At 70.8% G+C, this 20,225-nt stretch carries 17 protein-coding genes; 4 read left to right on the top strand and 13 right to left on the bottom strand.

The features are described from left to right. Positions 1 to 17: 17 nt before the first annotated feature. Complete coding sequence (locus tag AB5J50_RS23005) at positions 18 to 791, top strand: cyclopropane-fatty-acyl-phospholipid synthase family protein (RefSeq protein WP_369260284.1); 774 nt, start codon at positions 18 to 20, stop codon at positions 789 to 791. A 33-nt stretch (positions 792 to 824) separates the two neighbouring features. On the opposite strand, the gene AB5J50_RS23000 is transcribed toward AB5J50_RS23005, so the two are convergent. The 3 genes from AB5J50_RS23000 to AB5J50_RS22990 form a co-directional block, all read right to left on the bottom strand. Beyond that, positions 825 to 1,436, bottom strand: a complete 612-nt coding sequence (locus AB5J50_RS23000; RefSeq protein WP_369260283.1) for a GNAT family N-acetyltransferase — start codon at positions 1,434 to 1,436, stop codon at positions 825 to 827. A gap of 28 nt (positions 1,437 to 1,464) precedes the next feature. Beyond that, positions 1,465 to 2,052, bottom strand: coding sequence for a Uma2 family endonuclease (locus tag AB5J50_RS22995; protein ID WP_369260282.1), 588 nt, complete (start codon positions 2,050 to 2,052; stop codon positions 1,465 to 1,467). A gap of 87 nt (positions 2,053 to 2,139) precedes the next feature. Beyond that, positions 2,140 to 2,823, bottom strand: a complete 684-nt coding sequence (locus AB5J50_RS22990) for an SGNH/GDSL hydrolase family protein (RefSeq protein WP_369260281.1) — start codon at positions 2,821 to 2,823, stop codon at positions 2,140 to 2,142. Between the two features lie 132 nt (positions 2,824 to 2,955). On the opposite strand from AB5J50_RS22990, the gene AB5J50_RS22985 reads away from it, so the two are divergent. After that, entirely contained in the window at positions 2,956 to 3,933 is a 978-nt protein-coding gene (locus AB5J50_RS22985; protein WP_369260280.1) for a WD40 repeat domain-containing protein, read from the top strand. A 153-nt stretch (positions 3,934 to 4,086) separates the two neighbouring features. Here the strand turns inward: AB5J50_RS22985 and AB5J50_RS22980 are convergent, their stop codons facing one another. After that, a complete protein-coding gene (locus AB5J50_RS22980; protein WP_369260279.1) occupies positions 4,087 to 4,407 on the bottom strand; it encodes a carboxymuconolactone decarboxylase in 321 nt (106 codons plus the stop codon). A gap of 353 nt (positions 4,408 to 4,760) precedes the next feature. On the opposite strand from AB5J50_RS22980, the gene AB5J50_RS22975 reads away from it, so the two are divergent. Further along, entirely contained in the window at positions 4,761 to 6,272 is a 1,512-nt protein-coding gene (locus AB5J50_RS22975) for a cellulase family glycosylhydrolase (protein ID WP_369260278.1), read from the top strand. A 61-nt stretch (positions 6,273 to 6,333) separates the two neighbouring features. Here AB5J50_RS22975 and AB5J50_RS22970 read toward each other — a convergent pair whose 3' ends face one another. From AB5J50_RS22970 to AB5J50_RS22935, 8 genes are all read right to left on the bottom strand, one after another. Then, positions 6,334 to 6,822 (bottom strand): hypothetical protein, encoded by a 489-nt coding sequence (locus AB5J50_RS22970; protein ID WP_369260277.1) that lies wholly within the window; start codon positions 6,820 to 6,822, stop codon positions 6,334 to 6,336. A 159-nt stretch (positions 6,823 to 6,981) separates the two neighbouring features. After that, positions 6,982 to 8,100 (bottom strand): phosphoserine transaminase, encoded by a 1,119-nt coding sequence (serC, locus tag AB5J50_RS22965; protein ID WP_369260276.1) that lies wholly within the window; start codon positions 8,098 to 8,100, stop codon positions 6,982 to 6,984. 307 nt (positions 8,101 to 8,407) lie between these two features. Further along, positions 8,408 to 9,637: a cytochrome P450 gene (locus tag AB5J50_RS22960; protein WP_369260275.1), complete on the bottom strand. Its 1,230-nt coding sequence runs from the start codon at positions 9,635 to 9,637 to the stop codon at positions 8,408 to 8,410. 116 nt (positions 9,638 to 9,753) lie between these two features. Next, positions 9,754 to 10,977 (bottom strand): cytochrome P450, encoded by a 1,224-nt coding sequence (locus AB5J50_RS22955; RefSeq protein ID WP_369260274.1) that lies wholly within the window; start codon positions 10,975 to 10,977, stop codon positions 9,754 to 9,756. Further along, entirely contained in the window at positions 10,974 to 11,609 is a 636-nt protein-coding gene (locus AB5J50_RS22950; RefSeq protein ID WP_327429638.1) for an ATP/GTP-binding protein, read from the bottom strand. The genes AB5J50_RS22955 and AB5J50_RS22950 overlap by 4 nt, the downstream gene beginning before the upstream one ends. Then, positions 11,590 to 11,946, bottom strand: a complete 357-nt coding sequence (locus AB5J50_RS22945) for a DUF742 domain-containing protein (RefSeq protein WP_327429637.1) — start codon at positions 11,944 to 11,946, stop codon at positions 11,590 to 11,592. The genes AB5J50_RS22950 and AB5J50_RS22945 overlap by 20 nt, the downstream gene beginning before the upstream one ends. Beyond that, complete coding sequence (locus AB5J50_RS22940) at positions 11,943 to 12,350, bottom strand: roadblock/LC7 domain-containing protein (protein ID WP_369260273.1); 408 nt, start codon at positions 12,348 to 12,350, stop codon at positions 11,943 to 11,945. Before AB5J50_RS22940 ends, AB5J50_RS22945 begins: the two co-directional genes overlap by 4 nt. After that, on the bottom strand, positions 12,347 to 14,143 hold the full coding sequence (locus AB5J50_RS22935) for an ATP-binding protein (protein WP_369260272.1): 1,797 nt from the start codon (positions 14,141 to 14,143) through the stop codon (positions 12,347 to 12,349). The genes AB5J50_RS22940 and AB5J50_RS22935 overlap by 4 nt, the downstream gene beginning before the upstream one ends. Before the next feature lie 233 nt (positions 14,144 to 14,376). Between AB5J50_RS22935 and AB5J50_RS22930 the strand changes: the two genes are divergently transcribed. After that, positions 14,377 to 17,418, top strand: a complete 3,042-nt coding sequence (locus tag AB5J50_RS22930; RefSeq protein ID WP_369260271.1) for an FAD-linked oxidase C-terminal domain-containing protein — start codon at positions 14,377 to 14,379, stop codon at positions 17,416 to 17,418. Between the two features lie 1,663 nt (positions 17,419 to 19,081). On the opposite strand, the gene AB5J50_RS22925 is transcribed toward AB5J50_RS22930, so the two are convergent. Then, positions 19,082 to 19,633, bottom strand: a complete 552-nt coding sequence (locus tag AB5J50_RS22925) for a hypothetical protein (RefSeq protein ID WP_369260270.1) — start codon at positions 19,631 to 19,633, stop codon at positions 19,082 to 19,084. Positions 19,634 to 20,225: the final 592 nt, after the last annotated feature.

The following is a 20,225-nucleotide window of genomic DNA, read 5'->3' as shown; positions in this document are numbered from 1 at the left end:
CGCTTGGCTCGTCCCCCATGACCGCACCCGACGCACTCAGCGCACTCGTACGCCCGGACCGCTATCCCCGCTCCTCCGCCTACGACCCCGCCTGGCTGCTCGGCCTCGACATGGGCCCGAATCCCCTGTGGCTGCTGGAGGACCTCGCACGGGACCTGGACCTGCGGCCGGGCATGCGGGTCCTCGACCTCGGGTCCGGGAAGGGGGCGACATCGGTGTTCCTCGCACGGGAGTACGGCGTCGATGTCGTCGCGGCCGACTGGTGGGTCGGGGCGGAGGAGGCGGCGGCCGTCTTCGCGGCGGCGGGCGTCGACGGCCAGGTGGAGGCCGTACGGGCCGAGGCGCATCAACTCCCCTTCGAGGAAGGGAGTTTCGACGCGATCGTCAGCATCGACGCGTTCGAGTACTTCGGTACGGCGGACAACTACCTGCCGTACCTGGTGCGGTTCCTGCGTCCCGGCGGCCAACTGGGCGTCGCCACACCCGCGTTGACGCGCGAGGTCCGGGAGATGGGGGCGATCCCCGCGCACATCAAGGCCCTTGTCGGCTGGGAGGCGATCGCCTGGCACACCGCCGAGTGGTGGCGGTTCCAGTGGGAGATCACCGAGCTGGTGACGGTGACGTCCGCGCGGCTCCAGGAGGACGCCTGGCGGGACTGGCTGCTGTGGACCCGGGCGTGCGCCGAGCACCTGCCGGAGGGGCGGGCCGCGCACCAGCCCGTCATCGACATGCTGACCGCCGACGCGGGCGCATACCTTTCCTTCGCGCTGGTGACCGCCGCCCGGACCTAGCCGGACCTAGCCGGATTCAGGACATACCCGGTGTCACTCCGCGCCCAACGGGTCGCCCTGGACGAGCGCGTGCAGGTGCTGGTCGTGCCAGCCGTCCGCGTGCAGCAGCGCGCCGCGCTGGGTGCCTTCGAGGGCGTATCCGGCCTTGGCCGCCACGCGGCACGACGCCGGGTTGGCCACCGAGTGGCACAGCCGCAGCCGGTGCAGCCCGAGTTCCTCCAGGGCCCACCCGCTGAGGCGCTTCACGGCCTCGACGGCGACACCGCCGCCACGGGCCGCGGGCAGGATCCAGTAGACGATCTCGGCGCTGCCACCCGTGAGGTCGATGCCGTTCCAGCCGATGAGCCCCAGGGCCTCGCCGTCACCGTCCGACCGTGCGATCGCCCAGATCGCGCCCTGCTCGGCCTGCCAGCGCTCGTGCATGCGCTCGATCCTCTGGCGGGCTTCCTCCGGTGACGCCACGTGGAAGAGGTTCCACTGGCGGATGGCCGGGTCCTGGCCGGCGGCCAGCAGGGCGTCGGCGTCGCCCGGGCGCCAGGGGCGCAGCTCCAGGCCCAGCTCATGGGGGAGTTCGAGCACCGGTTGCGGGTGCCGGGCCATGTGGCCCGCCGGAACGACGGGGGGTATAGGGGAGTTGGCGATCATCGCGGCATCGTGCCATACGCTCCGCGGGTTAGTCGCGGGGGAATTCGTCTGTCTTGAGGGTGAGGCCGACCACCGTGTTGGTGAGGTCTACGGCGTCGCCGAACGCGATCTTCGTCTCGGTCGCGTAGTCGCCGTCCTTGGGGTGGGTGAAGATGTGGCACCTGCCCTGGTACGGGTCGGCGATGAGGTAGACAGGGACCTCGGCGAGGGCGTAGGCGAGCTTTTTGGGGCCGTAGTCATTGGCTGCGGTGTCCTTGGAGATCACCTCGGCCACGAACTCGACATCCTGGTAGCGCCAGCGGTTTTTGCTGTCCTTCACGGATCGTTCGGTCATCGCTGCCACGTCGCAGGCGAAACCGTTCAGGTGCCCGGGGAAGTCGATGCGGACGTCCGAAGCAAGCCGCTTGCGGGGGTACTTGCCGCGCAGTTGTTCCAGGAGGCCGAAGATGATCTCCCAGTGGGTTTGACGCTGCGGCGACATGAAGATGTTCCCCCCGACGATCTCGACCTTGGTTCCCTCGGGGATGGGCATCTTCTCGAGCGTCTCGAACATGACGTCCAGAGTCAGCTCGCCGCTGTCGTCGGCCATCGCGATCCTGTCTTCAAGGACGGTCATCGTGGCGCTCCTCCCCGGCTGCCTCCGCACGAGTGCAGCCGCGCAGTACAACGATACGCACGGTGACCAGGGCACGCCGGGATTCGGTCAGGCGGTTTCGGCCGTGTACGGCTCGCCCAGGTCCCACGCCTGGTACATGGCCTCCGCGAACCCCTCCGCGATCTTGTGCTCACCGCTCGCGTTGGGGTGCGTGCCGTCGTACGTGTCGAAGGTGATGTCGTACGAGGACGGCGGCGACGCCAGCAGAAGCGGCGAGCGGGGCTCGTCGAGGTCGGCGACCGTCTTGGCGAGGAGCTCGTTGAAGGAGGCGACCTCGGCGGCGAAGGGGGCGTCGGACTCGGCGCGGACGTTCGGTATCACCGGGAGCAGGACCATGCGGACGCGGGGGTTCGCGGCGCGGGCCTCGGCGATGAAGGTGCGGGCGTTCTCCGCCGTCTGGGCCGCGTTCGTGTAGAAGCCGAGGTCGATCAGGCCCAGGGAGACCAGCAGGACATCCGCCCGCTGCGCGCGCACCGCCTCGCGGATCAGCGGGGCCATGTGGAGCCAGCCCTCGCCCCAGCCGGCCAGATGGGCGCGGGGGAAGTCCGGGTCGGCGTACTCGTACGAGTCGGGGGAGTCCGTCGCCTTGTCGTAGAGCGTCTCGCGAGGGCCGACGATTTTGAAAGGGCCTCCGCACGTCGCGCGCAGGTGCTGCCACATTCGGTAACGCCATGTGTGTTCGCCCGCGCTACCGATCGTCATGGAGTCGCCGACGGGCATGAACCTGAGCATCCGCTCATCATGGACGATCAGCGGGGGCGTCCCGGGCCGTGGGGGTGTGAGGCTGGACACTCGCCCGGCCGGACCTGTGAGCCGTGGGCGCGGGTGACGTGAACGGTCGGCCGGGATGGCAGGCTTGGGGCCATGCGCCGATCGCCTTCGTTCCTCGCCGGAGCCCTCCTCGTCGTCGCCCTGGCGGCGCCGGCCGTCGCGGACAGCGGGGACGACGGGTTCACGATCAAGGACCCGAGGGTCACCGAGTCCAGCGGCCTCGCCGCCTCGCACGCCCACCCCGGCATCTACTGGACCCACAACGACAGCGACGACGGGGCGTACTTGTACGCCGTCGACAGCAGCACGGGAAAGACCGTCGCCACGATCACCATGACCGGGGTCGGCGCCCCGCGCGACGTCGAGGCCATCTCCATCGGGCCCGACGGCGACCTCTACGTCGGCGACATCGGCGACAACCTCGGGGGCAAGTGGTCGTACGTCTGGATCTACAAGCTGCCCGAGCCCAAGGTGCTCAAGGACCAGACGATCCACGCCACGCAGTACGTCGTGAAGTACGCGGACGGGCCCCGCAATGCGGAGGCGCTGATGGTGCACCCGAAGACCGGGCGCGTCTACATCGCCGACAAGGACGAGGACGGCGGTCACCTCTACGAGGGCCCCGCCCAGCTCTCCGCCACCGGCACGAACATCTTCAAGCCCGTCGCCACCATCGACCTCTGGGTCACCGACGGCGCCTTCTCGCCCGACGGCAAGCAGCTCGCCGTACGCGGGTACTTCGGCGGGATCGCGTACCGCTGGAACGACGGGAAGATCAAGCGGCAGGCGCGGCTCAATGTGCCTCTGCAGGGGCAGGGCGAGTCCGTCACGTACAGCGCGGACGGGTCGAAACTCATGTACGGGAGCGAGGGATCGGACAGCGGCGTGCAGCCGGAGAGTGTGCCCGGGTACAGCGGATCCGGGTCCGAGTCACCCTCGAAGGGCGGAAGTTCGGCGAGCGCGGACGGCGGCGGCGACGGCTTGGGCGGCAGCGTCAAGTTCGGCGCGCTCGCTGTCGCCGTCGTCCTGGGCGGGGTGTTCGGCCTCCGGAGGCTGTTCCGCAGGAACTGAGTCAGGGCGGGGACGGTGCTGACGAGCGCGAGCTCCCGGCTCGGCGATCCGGGCAGACGTAGGCCCCGGCTGCATCGCAGGCGGGGCCTATGCCATGCAGTGGCCACCGGACCGGCGGGACCGGCGGGCGGCCGCAGGCTCTGGGCAGTGCGTCTACGCCCCGGTTTCGTCCTCGGCCACGGCGATGGCGAATCCGAGGGCCTCGGTGATGTGGGCGGCCGCCGACATGACTCGGGCGGTGCCGACGATCGGCGCGATCGCGACCAGCACATCCTGTACCTGGCCCGCGGTCAGGTTGGCCTTGACGGCGGGGTCGATGTGGGCGAGGTAGGACACCGGCGGTGCGTCGATGGAAACGAGCGCGGCGATGCGGGTGAGGATGAGCATGTCCGGGGACAGTCCGCATCGCTCGATCGAGTCGAGGGTCATGGCGGCCAGGGTGTCGAGGACAGGAGTGTCGGATGAGGTCGTCATGCTGGGTCAGCTCCTGGGGGTGTGTGGGTGCCGACGCGTCAGTGGCAGGAAGAGGTCCGCTGCGTCGAAACTCCTGTGCTCGACCGTAGGGACGTTCCGCTCCGAGTGCATCTCGAGAACGGCGGCTCAATACCGAGCGTGCCGGCATCAGGCAGGGTGCCGACCACTCACACCCGTGCCCTCCGGCCCGGCCCGGCCCGGCTCGCGCGCTGCCTGTCGGGGGCGGGCAACCCGGGCAACCCCGTCACAGAGCTTGACGTGTCCATGGGCTATCCGTTCCATGGAAGGTACGCGGTGCATGGGAGCGCTCCCATCCTGTTCCGGGGCCGCGCCTCCCCGAGAGGAACCCGCACATGTTCCGCAGCTTGCGAAGAGCGCTGTGCGTCGCTGCCGCCGCGCTCCTGTTACCACTGGCGGGCGGTGCGCAGACCGCCCACGCGGCGGCCGCGCCCGGCGCCGGTTACTGGCACACCAGCGGCCGCCAGATCCTCGACGCCGCGGGCCAGCCCGTACGCATCGCCGGAATCAACTGGTTCGGCTTCGAGACCGGCAACTACGTCGTCCACGGCCTCTGGTCACGCGACTACAAGAGCATGATCGACCAGATGAAGTCGCTCGGCTACAACACGATCCGGCTGCCCTACAGCGACGACATCTTCAAGAGCGGCACGGTCCCCAACAGCATCGACTTCTCCAGCGGCAAGAACGCCGACCTGCAAGGGCTGGGCTCCCTCCAGATCATGGACAAGATCGTGTCGTACGCCGGTCAGGACGGCCTCAAGGTCATCCTCGACCGGCACCGGCCCGACGCGGGCGGCCAGTCGGCGCTCTGGTACACCTCCGCCGTCCCGGAGTCGACGTGGATCACTGATCTGAAGGCCCTGGCGGCGCGTTACGCCGGACAGGACACCGTCATCGGCATCGACCTGCACAACGAGCCGCACGATCCCGCCTGTTGGGGCTGCGGCGACACGGCGACGGACTGGCGGCTGGCCGCGCAGCGGGCCGGGAACGCCGTCCTGTCCGTCAACCCGGATCTGCTGATCTTCGTGGAGGGCGTGCAGACGTATGCGGGTGTCTCGGGCTGGTGGGGCGGCAACCTGATGGGTGCCGGGCAGTACCCGGTGCAGCTGAACGTGGCGAACAGGGTCGTGTACTCGGCCCACGACTACGCGACCAGCGTGGCCCAGCAGAGCTGGTTCAGCGATCCCTCCTTCCCCGACAACATGCCCGGGGTGTGGGACAAGTACTGGGGTTATCTGTTCAAGCAGAACATCGCGCCCGTGTGGGTCGGCGAGTTCGGTACGACGCTGGCGTCGACGGTGGACCAGAAGTGGCTGGCGGCGCTGGTGAGTTACCTGCGGCCGACGTCGACGTACGGGGCGGACTCCTTCCAGTGGACGTTCTGGTCGTGGAATCCCAACTCCGGTGACACGGGCGGGATTCTGAAGGACGACTGGGTGACCGTGGACACGGTGAAGGACGGGTATCTGGCGAGCGTCAAAGCGCCGCTGTTTCCCAGTACCGGTGCGGGTGGTGGGGGCGGCGGCGGTGGCGGGAGTACGGCCGCCTGCAGCGCCGCGTACACCGTCAGCAGCGACTGGGGCAGCGGGTTCAACGCCGCGGTGAAGGTGACCAACACGGGGACGAGCGCGATCAGTTCCTGGAAGGTGACCTGGACCTGGAGCGGGTCCCAGCAGGTGACGAACATGTGGAACGCGTCGTACACCCAGAGCGGTTCGACCGTGACGGCGGTGAACGCCGCCCACAACGGTGCGATCGCAGTCGGCGGTTCGGCCGACTTCGGGTTCGGCGGCGCACCCGGGGGCGGGGGTGTACCCAGCGTGACGTGCACGGCGGCATGAGAAGGGCATGAGAAAAGGGCGTCCGGTGTGTGCCGGGCGCCCTCGTCGCCGTATCCGGGGCTCAGCTCCGGACCGGCAGGAGCGCGTGCTTGCCGCGGAACATGGGCGCGTTGAGCAGGCTGACGCCGTTGTGGCGGCGGCCGCGCAGGTAGAACAGGGGCGCTGCCACGAACGTCACGAAGATCGCGAGGATGCTGAAGGGGAACAAGGCCGGGTACGACTGGCCTTCGGGCAGGGTCTTGCCGCCCTGGTGGACCGCGTAGGCGAGCGCGGCGACGAGGACGATCACGGACAGGGCTGCCAGGACGAGGTACACGGCGGCGGCCCGGCGGGTGCGTGACTCGGCGTGCACCTCCGCCACCAGGGCGGTCTCGCACACCGGGCAGGTCAGCTCCACGTTCTGCTTGCCCGTCTGCGGCCGGCGCACCTGGAAACGGCTGTCGCGCCAGCTGATCGAGCGCGTCGCCGGCCGGACCACGCCGCCGGAGACCTGGTCGCTGACGATGTGCCGCAGGGCCACCTGCACCATGCCCGGTATCGGTCTGTTCATGTTCCCCGCAGTCCCCTCCGTCGCACGGCCCGATGCGGGCCCATCGGGCACACAGTGTCGGGCGCGCGACGGCGGGGACTCAACGGCTCACGGAGGCCTTTGCCTTGACCATGCCTTCCGCGTAAACCAGCAGCTTTTTCGGGGAGTTGCTGCGACCGGTTACAGCTTCTCGATCACGTAGTCGATGCACTTCGTGAGCGCCTCGATGTCCGCCGGGTCGATCGCCGGGAACATCGCGACGCGGAGCTGGTTGCGGCCGAGCTTGCGGTAGGGCTCGGTGTCGACGATGCCGTTGGCGCGCAGGACCTTGGCGACGGCGGCGGCGTCGATCTCGTCGTCGAAGTCGATCGTGCCGATGACCTGCGAACGCTTGGCCGGGTCGGTGACGAACGGGGTGGCGTACTTGGACTCCTCCGCCCAGGAGTACAGCCGGGTCGACGAGTCCTTGGTGCGGCCCGCGGACCACGCCAGACCGCCCTGGCCGTTGATCCACTCCAGCTGCTCGTTGAGGAGGAAGAGGGTGGCGAGGGCCGGGGTGTTGTACGTCTGGTTCTTGCGGGAGTTGTCGATCGCCGTGGGGAGCGAGAAGAACTCCGGGATGTGGCGGCCGGAGGCGTGGATGCGCTCGGCGCGCTCGATCGCGGCCGGGGAGAACACGCCGATCCACAGGCCGCCGTCGGAGGCGAAGGACTTCTGCGGGGCGAAGTAGTAGACGTCGGTCTCGGCGATGTCGACGGGGAGGCCGCCGGCGCCGGAGGTGGCGTCCACCAGGACGAGGGAGCCCTCGTCGGCGCCCGCGACCCGCTTGATGGGGGCGGCGACACCGGTGGAGGTCTCGTTGTGGGTGAAGGCGTAGACGTCGACGCCCGCCTCGGCGACCGGCTCGGGGTGCGTGCCGGGGTCGGAGGAGACGACCGTCGGCTCGGCGAGCCAGGGGGCGAGCTTGGCGGCCTTCGCGAACTTGGAGGAGAACTCGCCGAACGTGAGGTGCTGCGACTTGTTCTCGATCAGGCCGTGGGTCGCCACGTCCCAGAACGCGGTGGAGCCGCCGTTGCCGAGGATGACCTCGTAGCCCTCGGGGAGGGAGAACAGCTCGGAGATGCCCTCGCGCACCTTGCCGACCAGGTTCTTGACCGGGGCCTGGCGGTGGGACGTACCGAGCAGAGAACTACCGGTCGCGGCGAGCGCGTCCAGCGCCTCCGTACGCACCTTGGAGGGGCCCGCGCCGAATCGTCCGTCGGCGGGCTTGATGTCAGCGGGGATCTCGATATCAGCCACGGTGGGGAGCCTAGCCGTTTGAGGAAACCTGGGCGAAACGTCGTCCGTCGGGTGAGACGGGGTGGGGGTGACGGTTGGGGGGATTCGCCCCCGCCGCCCCTACCCGTCCCATCCCTGGGGGCTGCGCCCCCAGACCCCCCTAAAAATTGCGCAGTTCCCCGCGCCCCTTTTTAGGGCGCGGGGAACTGCGCAATCTTTTGGACCAGCCCCCACCCACCCGCAGCCAAAGAACCGGCCCACGGGGTCTGGGGCGGAGCCCCAGAAGGATGGGACGGGTAGGGGCGGCGGGGGCGAGAAACGTCCCGCCTCAGCCCGTCGTCAGGCGCACCGGCAGCTCGAACAGATCGTTCTGCGTCACCACCGGCTTGTTGCGGAGCTCCGACGCCGGGACCGCCAGGTCGAGGGCCGGGAAGCGCTCGTACAGGGCGGGCAGGGCCACCGCCGCCTCCAGGCGGGACAGGGCCGCGCCCGGGCAGACGTGCGGGCCGTGGCCGAAGGAGATGTGCCGGTTCTCCGATGTGCGCGTGATGTCGAAGTCACCGGCGCTCGGGCCGTGGGCGGCCTCGTCGCGGCCGATCGCGCCGTACGACACGATCAGCGCGTCACCCGCCGGGAGGACCTTGTCGCCGACCGGTACGTCCTCCGTCGCGAAGCGGATGAGGACGTGGGAGGTCGGGGTGGAGTAGCGCAGGGTTTCCTCGACGACCGACGACCAGTCGACCTCGCCGGCCAGGACCAGGGCGCGCTGGACGGGGTGCGTGGACAGGTTGACGACCGCGTTGACGATGAGGGAGATCGTGGTCTCGTGGCCCGCCGCGACCATCAGCTGGAGAGTGGAGACGATCTCCTCGTCCGTGAGGTGGTCGCCGTCCTCGGAGGCGAGGATCAGGGCGCTGGTCAGGTCGTCGCCGGGCTCGGCGCGCTTCGCGGCCACCGTCTCCGCCATGATTCCGGCCAGTTCGGTGAGGGTGGCGATGACCTCGGCGGGCGGGGTCTGCGTCGAGAAGAACTTCTCGAAGAGTTCCTTGAGGCGGGGGAGGCGGGACTCGTCTATGCCCATGAGGTCGGCGATGACGTACATGGGGAGGGGGTAGGCGAAGTCGGCCTTCAGGTCGACGACCTCGGCGGAGTCCGGCAGCCCGTCCAGCAGGCCCTGCGTCAGCTTCGAGATCCGCTCGCGCATCTGCTCCACCCGGCGCGGGGTGAGCGCCTGTGCCACCAGCGTGCGCATCCGGCGGTGGTCCGCGCCGTCGACGGTGAGCATGGAACGGCCCGGGTTGGCGAGCCCGATCAGCGGCCAGTCCGGGGCTATCTCGCCGCGCTGCCAGGCACCCCAGACGTTGATGTCCTTCACCAGACGGGGGTCTGTGAGCAGCGCGCGCGCCTCCGCGTGGCGGGTGACCGCCCACACCGGGACGCCGCCCGGCAGTTCGACGGCGGCGAGCGGGCCCGCCGCGCGCAGCCTGGCGCTCTCGCCCTCCAGGTCGGTGACGAAGGGGTCCAGCGCGATACGGGTCTCTTCGGTACCGGTGGTCATGCGGGGGTGCCTCCAAGGGCCGGGGTCGGAGTTCGGAGTGCTGTGTCTTCCCGGGGGCAACCCCCGGACCCCGGCCGGAAGACGGGCCGACCGGGTGCTTTGGCGTTTCGGAGCGTTCAGAGCGCGGGTACGGGGGTGAACCTCACGGGCAGTTCGGTCAGGCCCCGCAGCCAAGGGGACGGGCGCCGGGTCAGGGACTCGGCGGGGACGGCCAGGTCGATGTCCGGCAGCCGGTCCAGTACGACCTCGATGCCCGTGCGCGCGATCACCTCCGCGACCTCCTGCGCCGGGAACGGGCAGCGGTGCTCCCCGTGGCCGAAGGAGAAGTGGGCGTTGTTGCCGCCGGTGAGGGCGGAGCCGTCGGTGCGGACCTGGGGGTCGGAGTTGGCGCCCTGGAGGCCGAGCAGCAGCAGGTCGCCGGAGCGGATGCGGCGGCCGCCGAGCTGGGTGTCGCGGGAGGCCCAGCGGCCGGCCACGTTCTGGGTGGGGGTGTCCTCCCACAGGACCTCGTTCATGGCCTCGGCCACACTGTGCCGGCCGCCGAAGAGCGACGCCGCGAAACGGTCGTCCGTCAGCATCAGGCGCAGCGAGTTGCCGATCCAGTCGGCGGTCGGCTGGTGTCCCGCGGCCATCATGACCATGAGGTCCTGGGCGATCTCCACGTCGGAGAAGCCGGAGCCTTCCGCTGAATTCGCCCTCGCGAGCATCCGTGAGACGACGTCGTCCGCCGGCTCGGCCTTCCGGTCGGCCAGCAACTGAGCCATGGAGGTGGCCAGATGCTGCTGGCCCGCGAGCGCGCCCTCCCGGCCGTTGATCATGTCGTTGAGGGCGGTGACCAGGCCGGGGCCCTGCTCCTCCGCGAAGCCGTAGAGCGTGGCGAGGACGCGGACGGGCAGCAGTGCCGCGTAGTCCCCGACGATGTCCGTCTCGCCCTTGGCGCAGATCGCGTCGATCAGTTCGTCGGCGAACCTCTCGGCGTGGGAGCGCAGTTCGAAGGGGTCGACGGCTTCGAGCGCGTCGCTGATCATCGCGGCGCGCTCGCGGTGGCGTTCGCCGACCGTGTAGAGGATGGAGGGCTGCTTGCGGCCGATCATCGGCAGCAGCGGCCAGTCGTCGGGGATGCGGTCCCACTGGTTCCACAGCTCGGAGTCCCGGCTGAACAGCACGGGATCGCCCGTGACCTGGTGCAGCTCGCGGTAGCCGAGCACCAGCCAGGCGGGGATGTCGCCGTCCAGCACGACCGGTGTCACGGCACCGTGGTCGCGCCGCATCTCCCGGTACAGCTCGGCGGGTTCGGTCTGGAACCGGGGCCCGCTGAGGGGCACGGGGGCGGGGGTCACAGCGCCAACTCCGGTGATCGTGGGATGGAGAGAGACTTGAGGTGCTCGACCAGGGTGATCAGCACCCGCTTGCTGGACTCCCGGGAACGGGCGTCGCAGTCGAGCAGCGGGACATGCGGGTCGAGGTCGAGGGCCTCGCGGATCTGCGCGGGGGTGTGGGTGGGCCCGCCGAAGTCGTTGCAGGCCACGATGAACGGGGTGCCGTGGTGCTCCAGACGGTCGATGGCGTACCAGGAGTCGTCGATGCGCCGGGTGTCGACGAGGACGACCGCGCCGAGCGTGCCGGAGAACAGCCGGTCCCAGAGGAACCAGAAGCGTTCCTGCCCCGGCGCGCCGAACAGATACAGCACATTGCGGGCGTCCAGCGTGATGCGGCCGAAGTCGAAGGCGACGGTGGTCGCGGACTTGCCGCGCACCTCGCTGATGTCGTCGACCGCCTCGCCGGCCTGCGTCATCGTCTCCTCGGTGTTGAGGGGACGAATCTCGCTCACGGAGCGGACCAGGGTCGTCTTGCCGACGCCGAAGCCGCCGACGACCACGATCTTGAGGCCGTTGTCGGCCGACGCCTCCAGGGGCGTACGCGCGCCGTCCGTCGGGGAGGACGTACGCGCGTCAGAGGTTACGGAGTCCAACGAGCACCTGCTCCAGGATGTCGGGGTCGGGGAGACCGGAAGGAACAGTGGGCTGCGGGTGGCGGGCGCTGACGCGGCCCGCGGCGAGCAGGTCGGCGAGCAGGATGCGGGTGATGGACACCGGGAGCTTCAGCTCCGCGGCGATCTCCACGACCGCCGTCGGCCGGTCGCACATCCGCAGGATCGCGGCGTGCTCCGACTGCATGCCCAGCACCGGATCGCACTCCGCGACCACCAGCGTCACCAGGTCGAAGGGGGTGTCGGGCCCGGACCGGCTGCGCCCTCCCGTGAGGGTGTACAGCCGGTCGGGCGCGTCGTCCCTGCCCGGGCGGCTCATGACGTACGGGGCCGCGCGCTCAGGTGTTCGCCGAGCTGCTCCACGAGTTCGCTCATGTTGTGCCCGACCAGACCGGCGTCCGCGTCCTCGGCGGTGACGACGGCGAGGTGCGCTCCGTCGCCCGCCTCCACGATGAACAGAACCCCGCCGTAGAACTCGGCCATGGCCGAGCGCACACCTCCGCTGCCGTCGCCGAACTCCATGGACGCGCCGTGGGACAGCGACTGGATGCCGGCGGCGATCGCGGCGAGCTGGTCGGCCTGGTCGACCGAGAGCTCCGGGGTGCGGCACAACTTCAGGCCGTCGCGGGAGAGCACGAGCGCGTGCCGGGCGCCCGGGGTGCGCTCAAGGAGGCCCTCGATGAGCCAGGAGAGCTTCTCGTCGGCGGTGGTGGTGCCGGTCATGGGGTGGTGTCGCCTTCCGGGTGCGCGTGCGAGTGCGGCTGCGGCTGTGAGTTCGAGGGGGTGGTGGGGGCTGTCTCCCGTACGGCTTCGTCGGCCCGTACGGGTTCGTCTGCCTGTACGGCTTCCTTGTCCTGTACGGCGTCTTCTTGTCCTGCTGCGTCTCGTACGGTGTCCCCGGCGCCCGCCGCCGTGCCGCGTACCGCCTGGCGGAAGCTGCTGAAGCGGGCCGCCGCCCTCGCCTTGGAGGTGTCGGCGGTACGGGGTTCCGGGTCGGCCTGGGGCGGCGTGGCGTGCGTGCGGCTGCGCTCGGCGTGCGCGAGGGTGCGGCCGCGGCGGCGCTTGGGGAGGTTGTCGGCCGCCGGGGGAACCGGCTCGTGCCGGGGCGAGTCGTGGGTGGGGACCGGGTCCGGGTCGAGGTCGCCGGCGGCGCGGGCGGCGGCGTACGACACCTGGGACGCCTCGGAAGCCGGGGAGGCCTCGGACGGCCGGGTCGCCTGGAGCAGGGGCTCCACGGCGTAGTCCTCGATGAGGGCACGGGGGTTCGGGGGAGCCGGAGTCGCCACCGCCTGCCCGGGCTCCACCGGCAGGGGGGCGGTGGGAAGCGTGAGGAGGTCCTGGGGGATGAGCACCAGGACGCCCGTGCCGCCGCGCGCGGAGGGCCGGAAGGACACCTTCAGACCGTGCTTGCGGGCGAGCCGGCCGACGACCGCGAGGCCGAGCCGGGTGCCGGTGAGCCCGCCGAGCCCGGCGGTGCTGCCGGCGTCCCCGGACACCGCACGCTCGGCGCGGCGCAACTGGACGTCGCCCATGACCAGGCCGCTGTCCTCGACGGAGACGATGACGCCGGCCGGGACCTCCTCGACGTACACATGCACTTCGGCGGTCGGCGGCGAGAAGTTCGCGGCGTTGTCGAGGAGTTCGGCGAGGGCGTGCATGACGCCCTCGGCGGCGTGTCCGGCGACGGCGGCGTCGCTGGCGGAGTGCACGCGCACGCGCTGGTAGCCGCCGATGCGGCCCATCGCGCCGCGCAGGATCGACTCCATGACGATGGGGCGCGCCCAGCGGCGGCCCGAGCGCGCGCCGGTGAGGACGGCGACGGAGTCGGCGAGGCGGCCGGCCTGCGCGGTGCGGTGGTCGAGGTGGAGGAGGTCGGCGAGGACTTCCTCGTCGGAGTGCCGCTCCTCCATGGTGCGCAGGTCGGCGAGCATGCCGGTGGCCAGGGCCTGCATCCGGCCCGCCGCGTTGGCGGTCGCGGAGATGGCGGCGGCCCGGTCGCCGGTGGCCCGCCGGGCGCGCTCGGTCAGCCGGGCGTTCTCCTCGGCGAGGCGGGTGCGTTCGCCGGTGAGGTGCTGCCGCTCGGCGGCGAACTCCTCGGTGAGGCGGGCGCGTTCCTGCGCCGCGGCCTCCGTCAGCTGTGCGCGTTCCCGTGCCGCCGCCTCGGTCAGGCGGGCCCGCTCGCGGGCGGAGTCGTCGGCCAGCCGGGCCTGCTCCTGGCGGAACTCCTCGGCCAGCCGGGCCCGTTCCTGAAGGAGCCGTCCGGCGTCCTGGGTCACGGCGTCGAGACGGCGGCGTACCAGTTTCGCCGTCTGCGTGGCGCGGGCGGCCACCGCGACGGCCGCGCACAGCAGCACCGCGGCCGCGCCCGCGCCCCAGGCGAGGGGGGCGCGCACCGAGTCGGGCGCCAGGGTGACCGCGACGGCCACCGCGAGCGCGGCCGGGACGGCGGCGATCAGCGGAGCGGGCGCGACGGCGCGGAGGGTGGGTCGTTCGCCTGAGGGGGTGGGGGCGGTCATCAATCGGTCCTCGGTCGTGTCCTGGAAGAGAACGTGTCCTCGGTCGGGTCCTGGAAGAAGCCGTGTCCTCGGTCGTGTCCTGGGCGAGAAGCGACACCTGGTGCTCAACTGGCCGTCACTATATGAGAGTTCGTGATCGAATTGGGAAGGTTCTGGAAGCGGTTTCATGATCCGGTCGTAATCCGCGGGTGCGGCTGACCGTCGCTGTCGGTACCCGGCGTCATTCTGGGGGGATGACGGATCTCGAAGGGCTGCGGGCCGGGCTGGCGAAGGCCGTGCGCGGCGAGGTCGCCTTCGACGCGACCGCGCGGGCGCTGACCACCATGGACGCGTCCAACTACCGGCGCGTCCCGCTCGGTGTCGTGTCCCCGCGCGACGCCGACGACGTGGCGGCCGCCCTCGCCGTGTGCCGGGCGCACGGCGTGCCGGTCGTGCCGCGCGGCGGCGGCACCTCGATCGCCGGGCAGGCCACGGGCACGGGCGTCGTCCTGGACTTCACCCGCCACATGAACCGGATCGTGTCGCTCGACGCGGAGAGCCGTACGGCCGTGGTCCAGCCCGGCGTCGTCCTGGACCGCCTCCAGGAAGCCTCCGCCCCGCACGGCCTGCGCTTCGGCCCCGACCCCGCGACCCACAGCCGCTGCACCCTCGGCGGAATGATCGGCAACAACTCGTGCGGGTCCCACTCGGTGGCCTGGGGCACGACGGCGGACAGTGTGCGGGAGCTGTCGGTCGTCACCGGCCGAGGGGCCCGCGTCACGCTCGGGCAGCACTGGGCGGGCGCGCCGGACGGCCTCCGGGCCCTGGTGGAAGGCGAGTTGGCGCGTCTGCGCACCGGCTTCCCGGACCTTCCGCGCCGTATCTCCGGGTATGCCCTGGACGCCCTGCTCCCCGAGAAGGGCGCGGACGTCGCCCGCGCCTTCTGCGGCTCCGAGGGCACCTGGGGGGTGCTGACCGAGGCGGTCGTACGACTGGTGGAGGCGCCCCGCGCTCGGGCGCTGGCTGTGCTGGCGTACCCGGACGAGAGCGCGGCGGCGGAGGCGGCCGCGGGGCTGCTGCCGCACGCGCCGCTGACGGTGGAGGGGATGGCCGCGGACCTCGTGCCGGCCGACGCGGGGCTGCCCCGGGGCGGCGCCTGGCTGTTCGTGGAGACGGGCGGCGCGTCGCAGGCGGAGGCACGCGCGCGTGCGGACGCGATCGTGCGGGCCGCGGACGTCCTGGACGCCGTGGTCGTCACCGACCCGGAGGGCCAGCGCGCCCTGTGGCGGCTGCGCGAGGACGCGAGCGGTACGGCGACCCGGATGCCCGACGGCAGCGAGGCCTGGCCCGGCTGGGAGGACTGCGCGGTGCCGCCGGCCCGGCTCGGCGCCTATCTCCGCGACTTCCGGGGCCTGTTGACGGCCCACGGGCTGCGCGGCACGCCGTACGGGCACTTCGGCGACGGCTGCATCCATGTGCGCATCGACTTCGACCTGATGACGGCCCAGGGCGTGAGCCGCTTCCGGCGCTTCTCCGAGGAGCTCGCCGACGTGGTCGTCTCCCACGGCGGCTCCCTGTCCGGCGAGCACGGGGACGGCCAGGCGCGGGCCGAACTGCTGCCCAGGATGTACGGCGCCGAGATGGTCGGCCTCTTCGAGCGGGCCAAGGACCTCTGGGACCCCGACGGCCTGCTCAACCCCGGAATGCTCGTACGGCCGCACCGGCTGGACGAGAACCTGCGGTTCGCGGTGCTGCCGCCGAAGCCGGTGGACGTGGAGTTCGGATACCCGGCGGACGGCGGGGACTTCTCGGCCGCGGTCCGCAGATGCGTGGGGGTCGCCAAGTGCCGTACGACGGAGAGCACTTCGGGGAGCGTCATGTGCCCCTCCTTCCGGGCGACCGGCGAGGAGGAGCACTCCACGCGCGGGCGGGCGCGGCTGCTGCACGAGATGCTCGCGGGCGAGGTCGTGACGGACGGCTGGCGCTCCACGGAGGTCCGCGACGCGCTGGACCTGTGCCTGTCCTGCAAGGGATGCAGGTCCGACTGCCCGGTCGGCGTCGACATGGCCACGTACAAGGCGGAGTTCCTCCACCACCACTACGAGGGCCGACGACGGCCGGCCGCGCACTACGTGATGGGGTGGCTGCCGGTGTGGCTGGCGGCGGTGACCCGGACGCACTCGGCGTGGCTGGTCAACTCCCTCGCCGCGGTACGTCCGTTGGCCGCCGTGGCCAAACGGCTGGGCGGCATCGCGCCCGAACGGGAGATTCCGCGCCTGGCGCGCGAGACGTTCAGCCGGTGGTGGGGGCGGCGGTTCAAGGAGCAGGTGCAGCGGATGATGAGGGAGAGGGCGCATGAGTTTCCCGCTGGCGCGGGAGACGACGACGCGGGAGACGCAGGCGCGGGGCCCTTCGACGAGGGGGAGGACGGCGCGGGGCCCTTCGGCGAGGAGGACGGTGCGGGGCCCTTCGGCGAGGGCCGCGGCGGCCCGCGTGAGACGGCCTTCCTCTGGCCGGACACCTTCACGGAGTACCTCTCGCCGTCCGTGGGGCAGGCGGCCGTGCGGGTGCTGGAGGCGGCGGGCGTGGGCGTGCTGCTGACGCCGGCGGTGGCGATGAGGAAGACGGCCGCGGGGTATGGAGTGTCGGTCCACACGAGCCCGTGGTCGGTGGGCCGCCGCGGCCGGGTCTGCTGCGGTCTGACGTATGTCTCCACCGGACAACTGGACCGCGCCCGTACGGTGATGCGCCGCACGCTCGACCTGATGGGCGTGTTCCTCGACCCGGACCTCTACCCGCAGCCCCCCGCCGTCGTCGTCCTGGAACCGAGCTGCGCCGCCGCCCTCCGCACCGACCTCCCGGAACTGCTGCACGACGATCCCCGCGCGGCACGTCTGGCGGCGGCGGTGCTGACGTTCGCCGAGGCCCTGGAACGCCTCGCCCCGGACTGGACACCACCACCGGTGAACCGCCCGGCCGTCGGCCAGACCCACTGCCACCAGCACGCGGTCCTCGGCGACGCGGCCGACCGCCGGCTGCGCGAGGCGGCGGGCCTGACCGGCACCCTCGCGGGCGGCTGCTGCGGCCTCGCGGGCAACTTCGGCTTCGAGAGAGGCCATTACACGGTCTCGGCGGCCTGCGCGGAGGAGCAACTGCTCCCGGCGGTACGGGAGGCCACCGACGACACGGTGATCCTGGCGGACGGCTTCTCCTGCCGTACACAGGTGGAGCAGCTGGCGGGGCGGAAGGGGAGGCATCTGGCGGAGGTGCTGGCGGAGGTGCTGGCGGAGGGGTGAACGGAGCGGCTACGCGAGGGGCGAACACCCAGACCGGGGAGGGCGGCCTCAGCGGGGAGTGGGCCCGTGCCGAACCCCGTCGACCGAGTCGCCGTCCTCCCCGATATCCACGGTGTGCTCCCCGCGTTGGAAGCCGTGCCGGCCACGAACCGGACGTGACCGCCGCGGACCGCATCGTGCTCACCGGTGACATCGCAGCGCGTCCGCGACCTGTGGAGGTTCTCGACCTGCCGGCGCGACAGGGAGACCCGGTCGTCCGGATCGCGGGAGACGACGACCGCGACCTGGTCGGGTACCGCCACGGCCGGCGCACATCGAACCCGGACCCGATCGCGCCCAGGGGCGCCGAAATCAACTCGCTACGACCAGGTCGACTTCCTGGCCGCCCTTGCGAACCCTGGGCAGCGTCGACATCCAGGCGGCCACCACCCGGGCATCGGCCCGGCTATGGCTGTGCCACAGACCCGCTGGGCAGGGCTGCTCGTCGAGCCGGTCCCGCAACGACCGGTAGGGACGCCCTGAAGACACGGCGCCGGACCGGGAGCGAGGGAAGGGCGTGGGCGGTGTGCGCCGAAGCGTTGTGGTGTGGCGGCACATGCTGTGACGCGTGCCGACTCGTCCATGCGTGAGCGAGCGCAGCGAGGACCGTCCTGCCCTCGATGGCCGCCGTTGGTTCGTTCTGCACGCGGACGGGTTCGGACGGCATCAGCGGTCGTGCGATGTCGAGCATTCCCCCCGAAACGATCCGTCCCCGTCGCCCATTCCTCCTACCCTGCAGACGGGCGGGCCCACTCACCGCGTGGCCATTCCCAGCCGAAAGTGCCAGAGCGTCTTTGCGTTCCTGGATGTGCTGGAACCGGCGGATGATGTCTGCCGCGTGAGAGGGGTCTGTCATGGATCCGGTAGCGAGCCGGTCCCTTGTATCCAGAAGGTCGCGGTAGATGGCGCTGTAGGCGCTGCACAGCTTGATGGATTCGTCGGCGCGATCGCTCAGGCCGCTGGCGTGGGGGGCGATGATCGTGAACGCGGCGAGGCCTGACAGCGCAGAGACGAGTACCTGAGCGCTGAACTCCGAGGACTCGGCGATGACGGGCCAGGCGAGGAGTCCTGCGGTGAGACTGAGTACTGCTGAGGCGAGGTTGTACAGGCGGACTCTCTGCACCAGGTGGGCAGCTTCCCTCGGCATTCTTTTGGCCCAGTAGCCTGCGTTTTCGATGCTTTGCTCGAGTAGCCGCGACATCGTTGCGTCAGCTGGATTCTTCGACTGTCTAAATACTTTGGACAGCAGTTTCATGGCACTCTCACGATTGACGGGCAGTGCGTCGACAGTGATGGCGCCGGCTCGCAACCCGCGACATCGACGCGCATATGGTCTGCTTAAGTAACTCGTGTGCAGTAGCGCGGGTGGTTCTGGGTGGCTGGGTGATTCGTCGATGGTGGCGGCGCTTGTTCGTACCTGTGCGTCCGAGTCCACGTGCAGCGACACGCGGAGTCTTTGATAAAGACTTAGTATGGCGTAACGGATTTTATCGGGCGGGTGTCGCGCACGCGGTCAACCCCCTGCGGCGGAGGCATCCGTGGAGCGGTACTCAATGCCGGAGACCCCGGCCCGATTGCGGCGGGCCGGGGTCTCCATGTGTTGCGGGTTGTTGGTGCCCGTCGTCTAGTACCCGTCGCGCCCGTCGTCGCGCCCGTCGCGGTGGTCGTCGACCACCCGGAAGCTGCCCACGACGCCGTCGCGGACGTGTACGCCGCTGCCGCCGTGGCCGCGGCCGTGGTCGTGGTCGACCTTGACGCCATTGCTGGTGCTCCAGGGGCCGACCGTGGCGATGGGCGCGCCGTTGTCGCAGGTGACGCCGCGGAAGAACTCGACGGTCTTGCGGCTGTCGTTGCGAATGTTGAAGCTCTTGGAGCCCAGGCCGCTGAGCACGGTGATGCAGCCCTGGAAGTGGGCCGTGTACGTCCGCTCGTTGATGTCGATCCTTCCTTCTCGCCGTCCTTCTTCCTGTCCTTCGTTACCCTTCGAGTTTCCGCTGTCGCCGCCGAGGGGGGCCGCGGCGGGCCCCGCTGCGGCGGGGGCTGCGGCGGGGGCCGCCTGCTTGATGGCGGGGGCGGCCTCGGGGGCACCGGCAGCCGAGGCGTAGGTGACGCCGGTGGCGGCGAGGGCCGCGGCGGCCGCTACGGCGGCAGTCATGGCGATGTTACGCGTGGTCATGGCGCTTTTCCCTATCTCTGAGACGTCGACTGAAGCAGTCGATCTGTGGATGAAATTACTGATAATCGGCTTTTCTGTCATGTCGGACACGCCGGAGTTGTGGGAGAAGGAGTCGGACTCGACGCATATGCGCAGTCGTCTGGACATCCGGAACGCACCTGAAATGCCTTCAACGTGCCCTGCACAGTGCTTACTTGACGCATCGTTGGGGTCCGGGCGATCGATGGGCGTGGGCCCGTGGGATCACCCTGTCGGAGCAGGGCGGCAGCGTGTCGTACGGAACGCGCGCACTTTCTCTCTGCGTGTCTGTCATCTGCGGTCCGCTGCAAGCCGCCCTGAAGGGCCGTCATCAGCCCGGCGTCGCCGCTCCTCGCGCAGGTCGGGCCTACCGCTGTACAGGTCGAAGGCAGTGCCCGGGGCCGGAACCGCAGTGACAGGCCGGGCCCTGGCCCAGCCTTGCCGGCCGAGCGAGGCTGCACCACCGCCCCCGGCCTCGTCTCCGGGAAGAACATGCAGAACGCCTGCCGCGAGCGGCGTCCCGTCCTCGCGCGTCGAGTGGCTGGTGGCGACCTGTCCGGGGACCCGGGCCCCC

This window comes from Streptomyces sp. R35, from assembly GCF_041053035.1.
In the GTDB taxonomy this organism is placed as follows: Bacteria; Actinomycetota; Actinomycetes; order Streptomycetales; family Streptomycetaceae; genus Streptomyces; species Streptomyces lutosisoli.
This window is presented reverse-complemented; position numbering and strand designations above follow the sequence as displayed.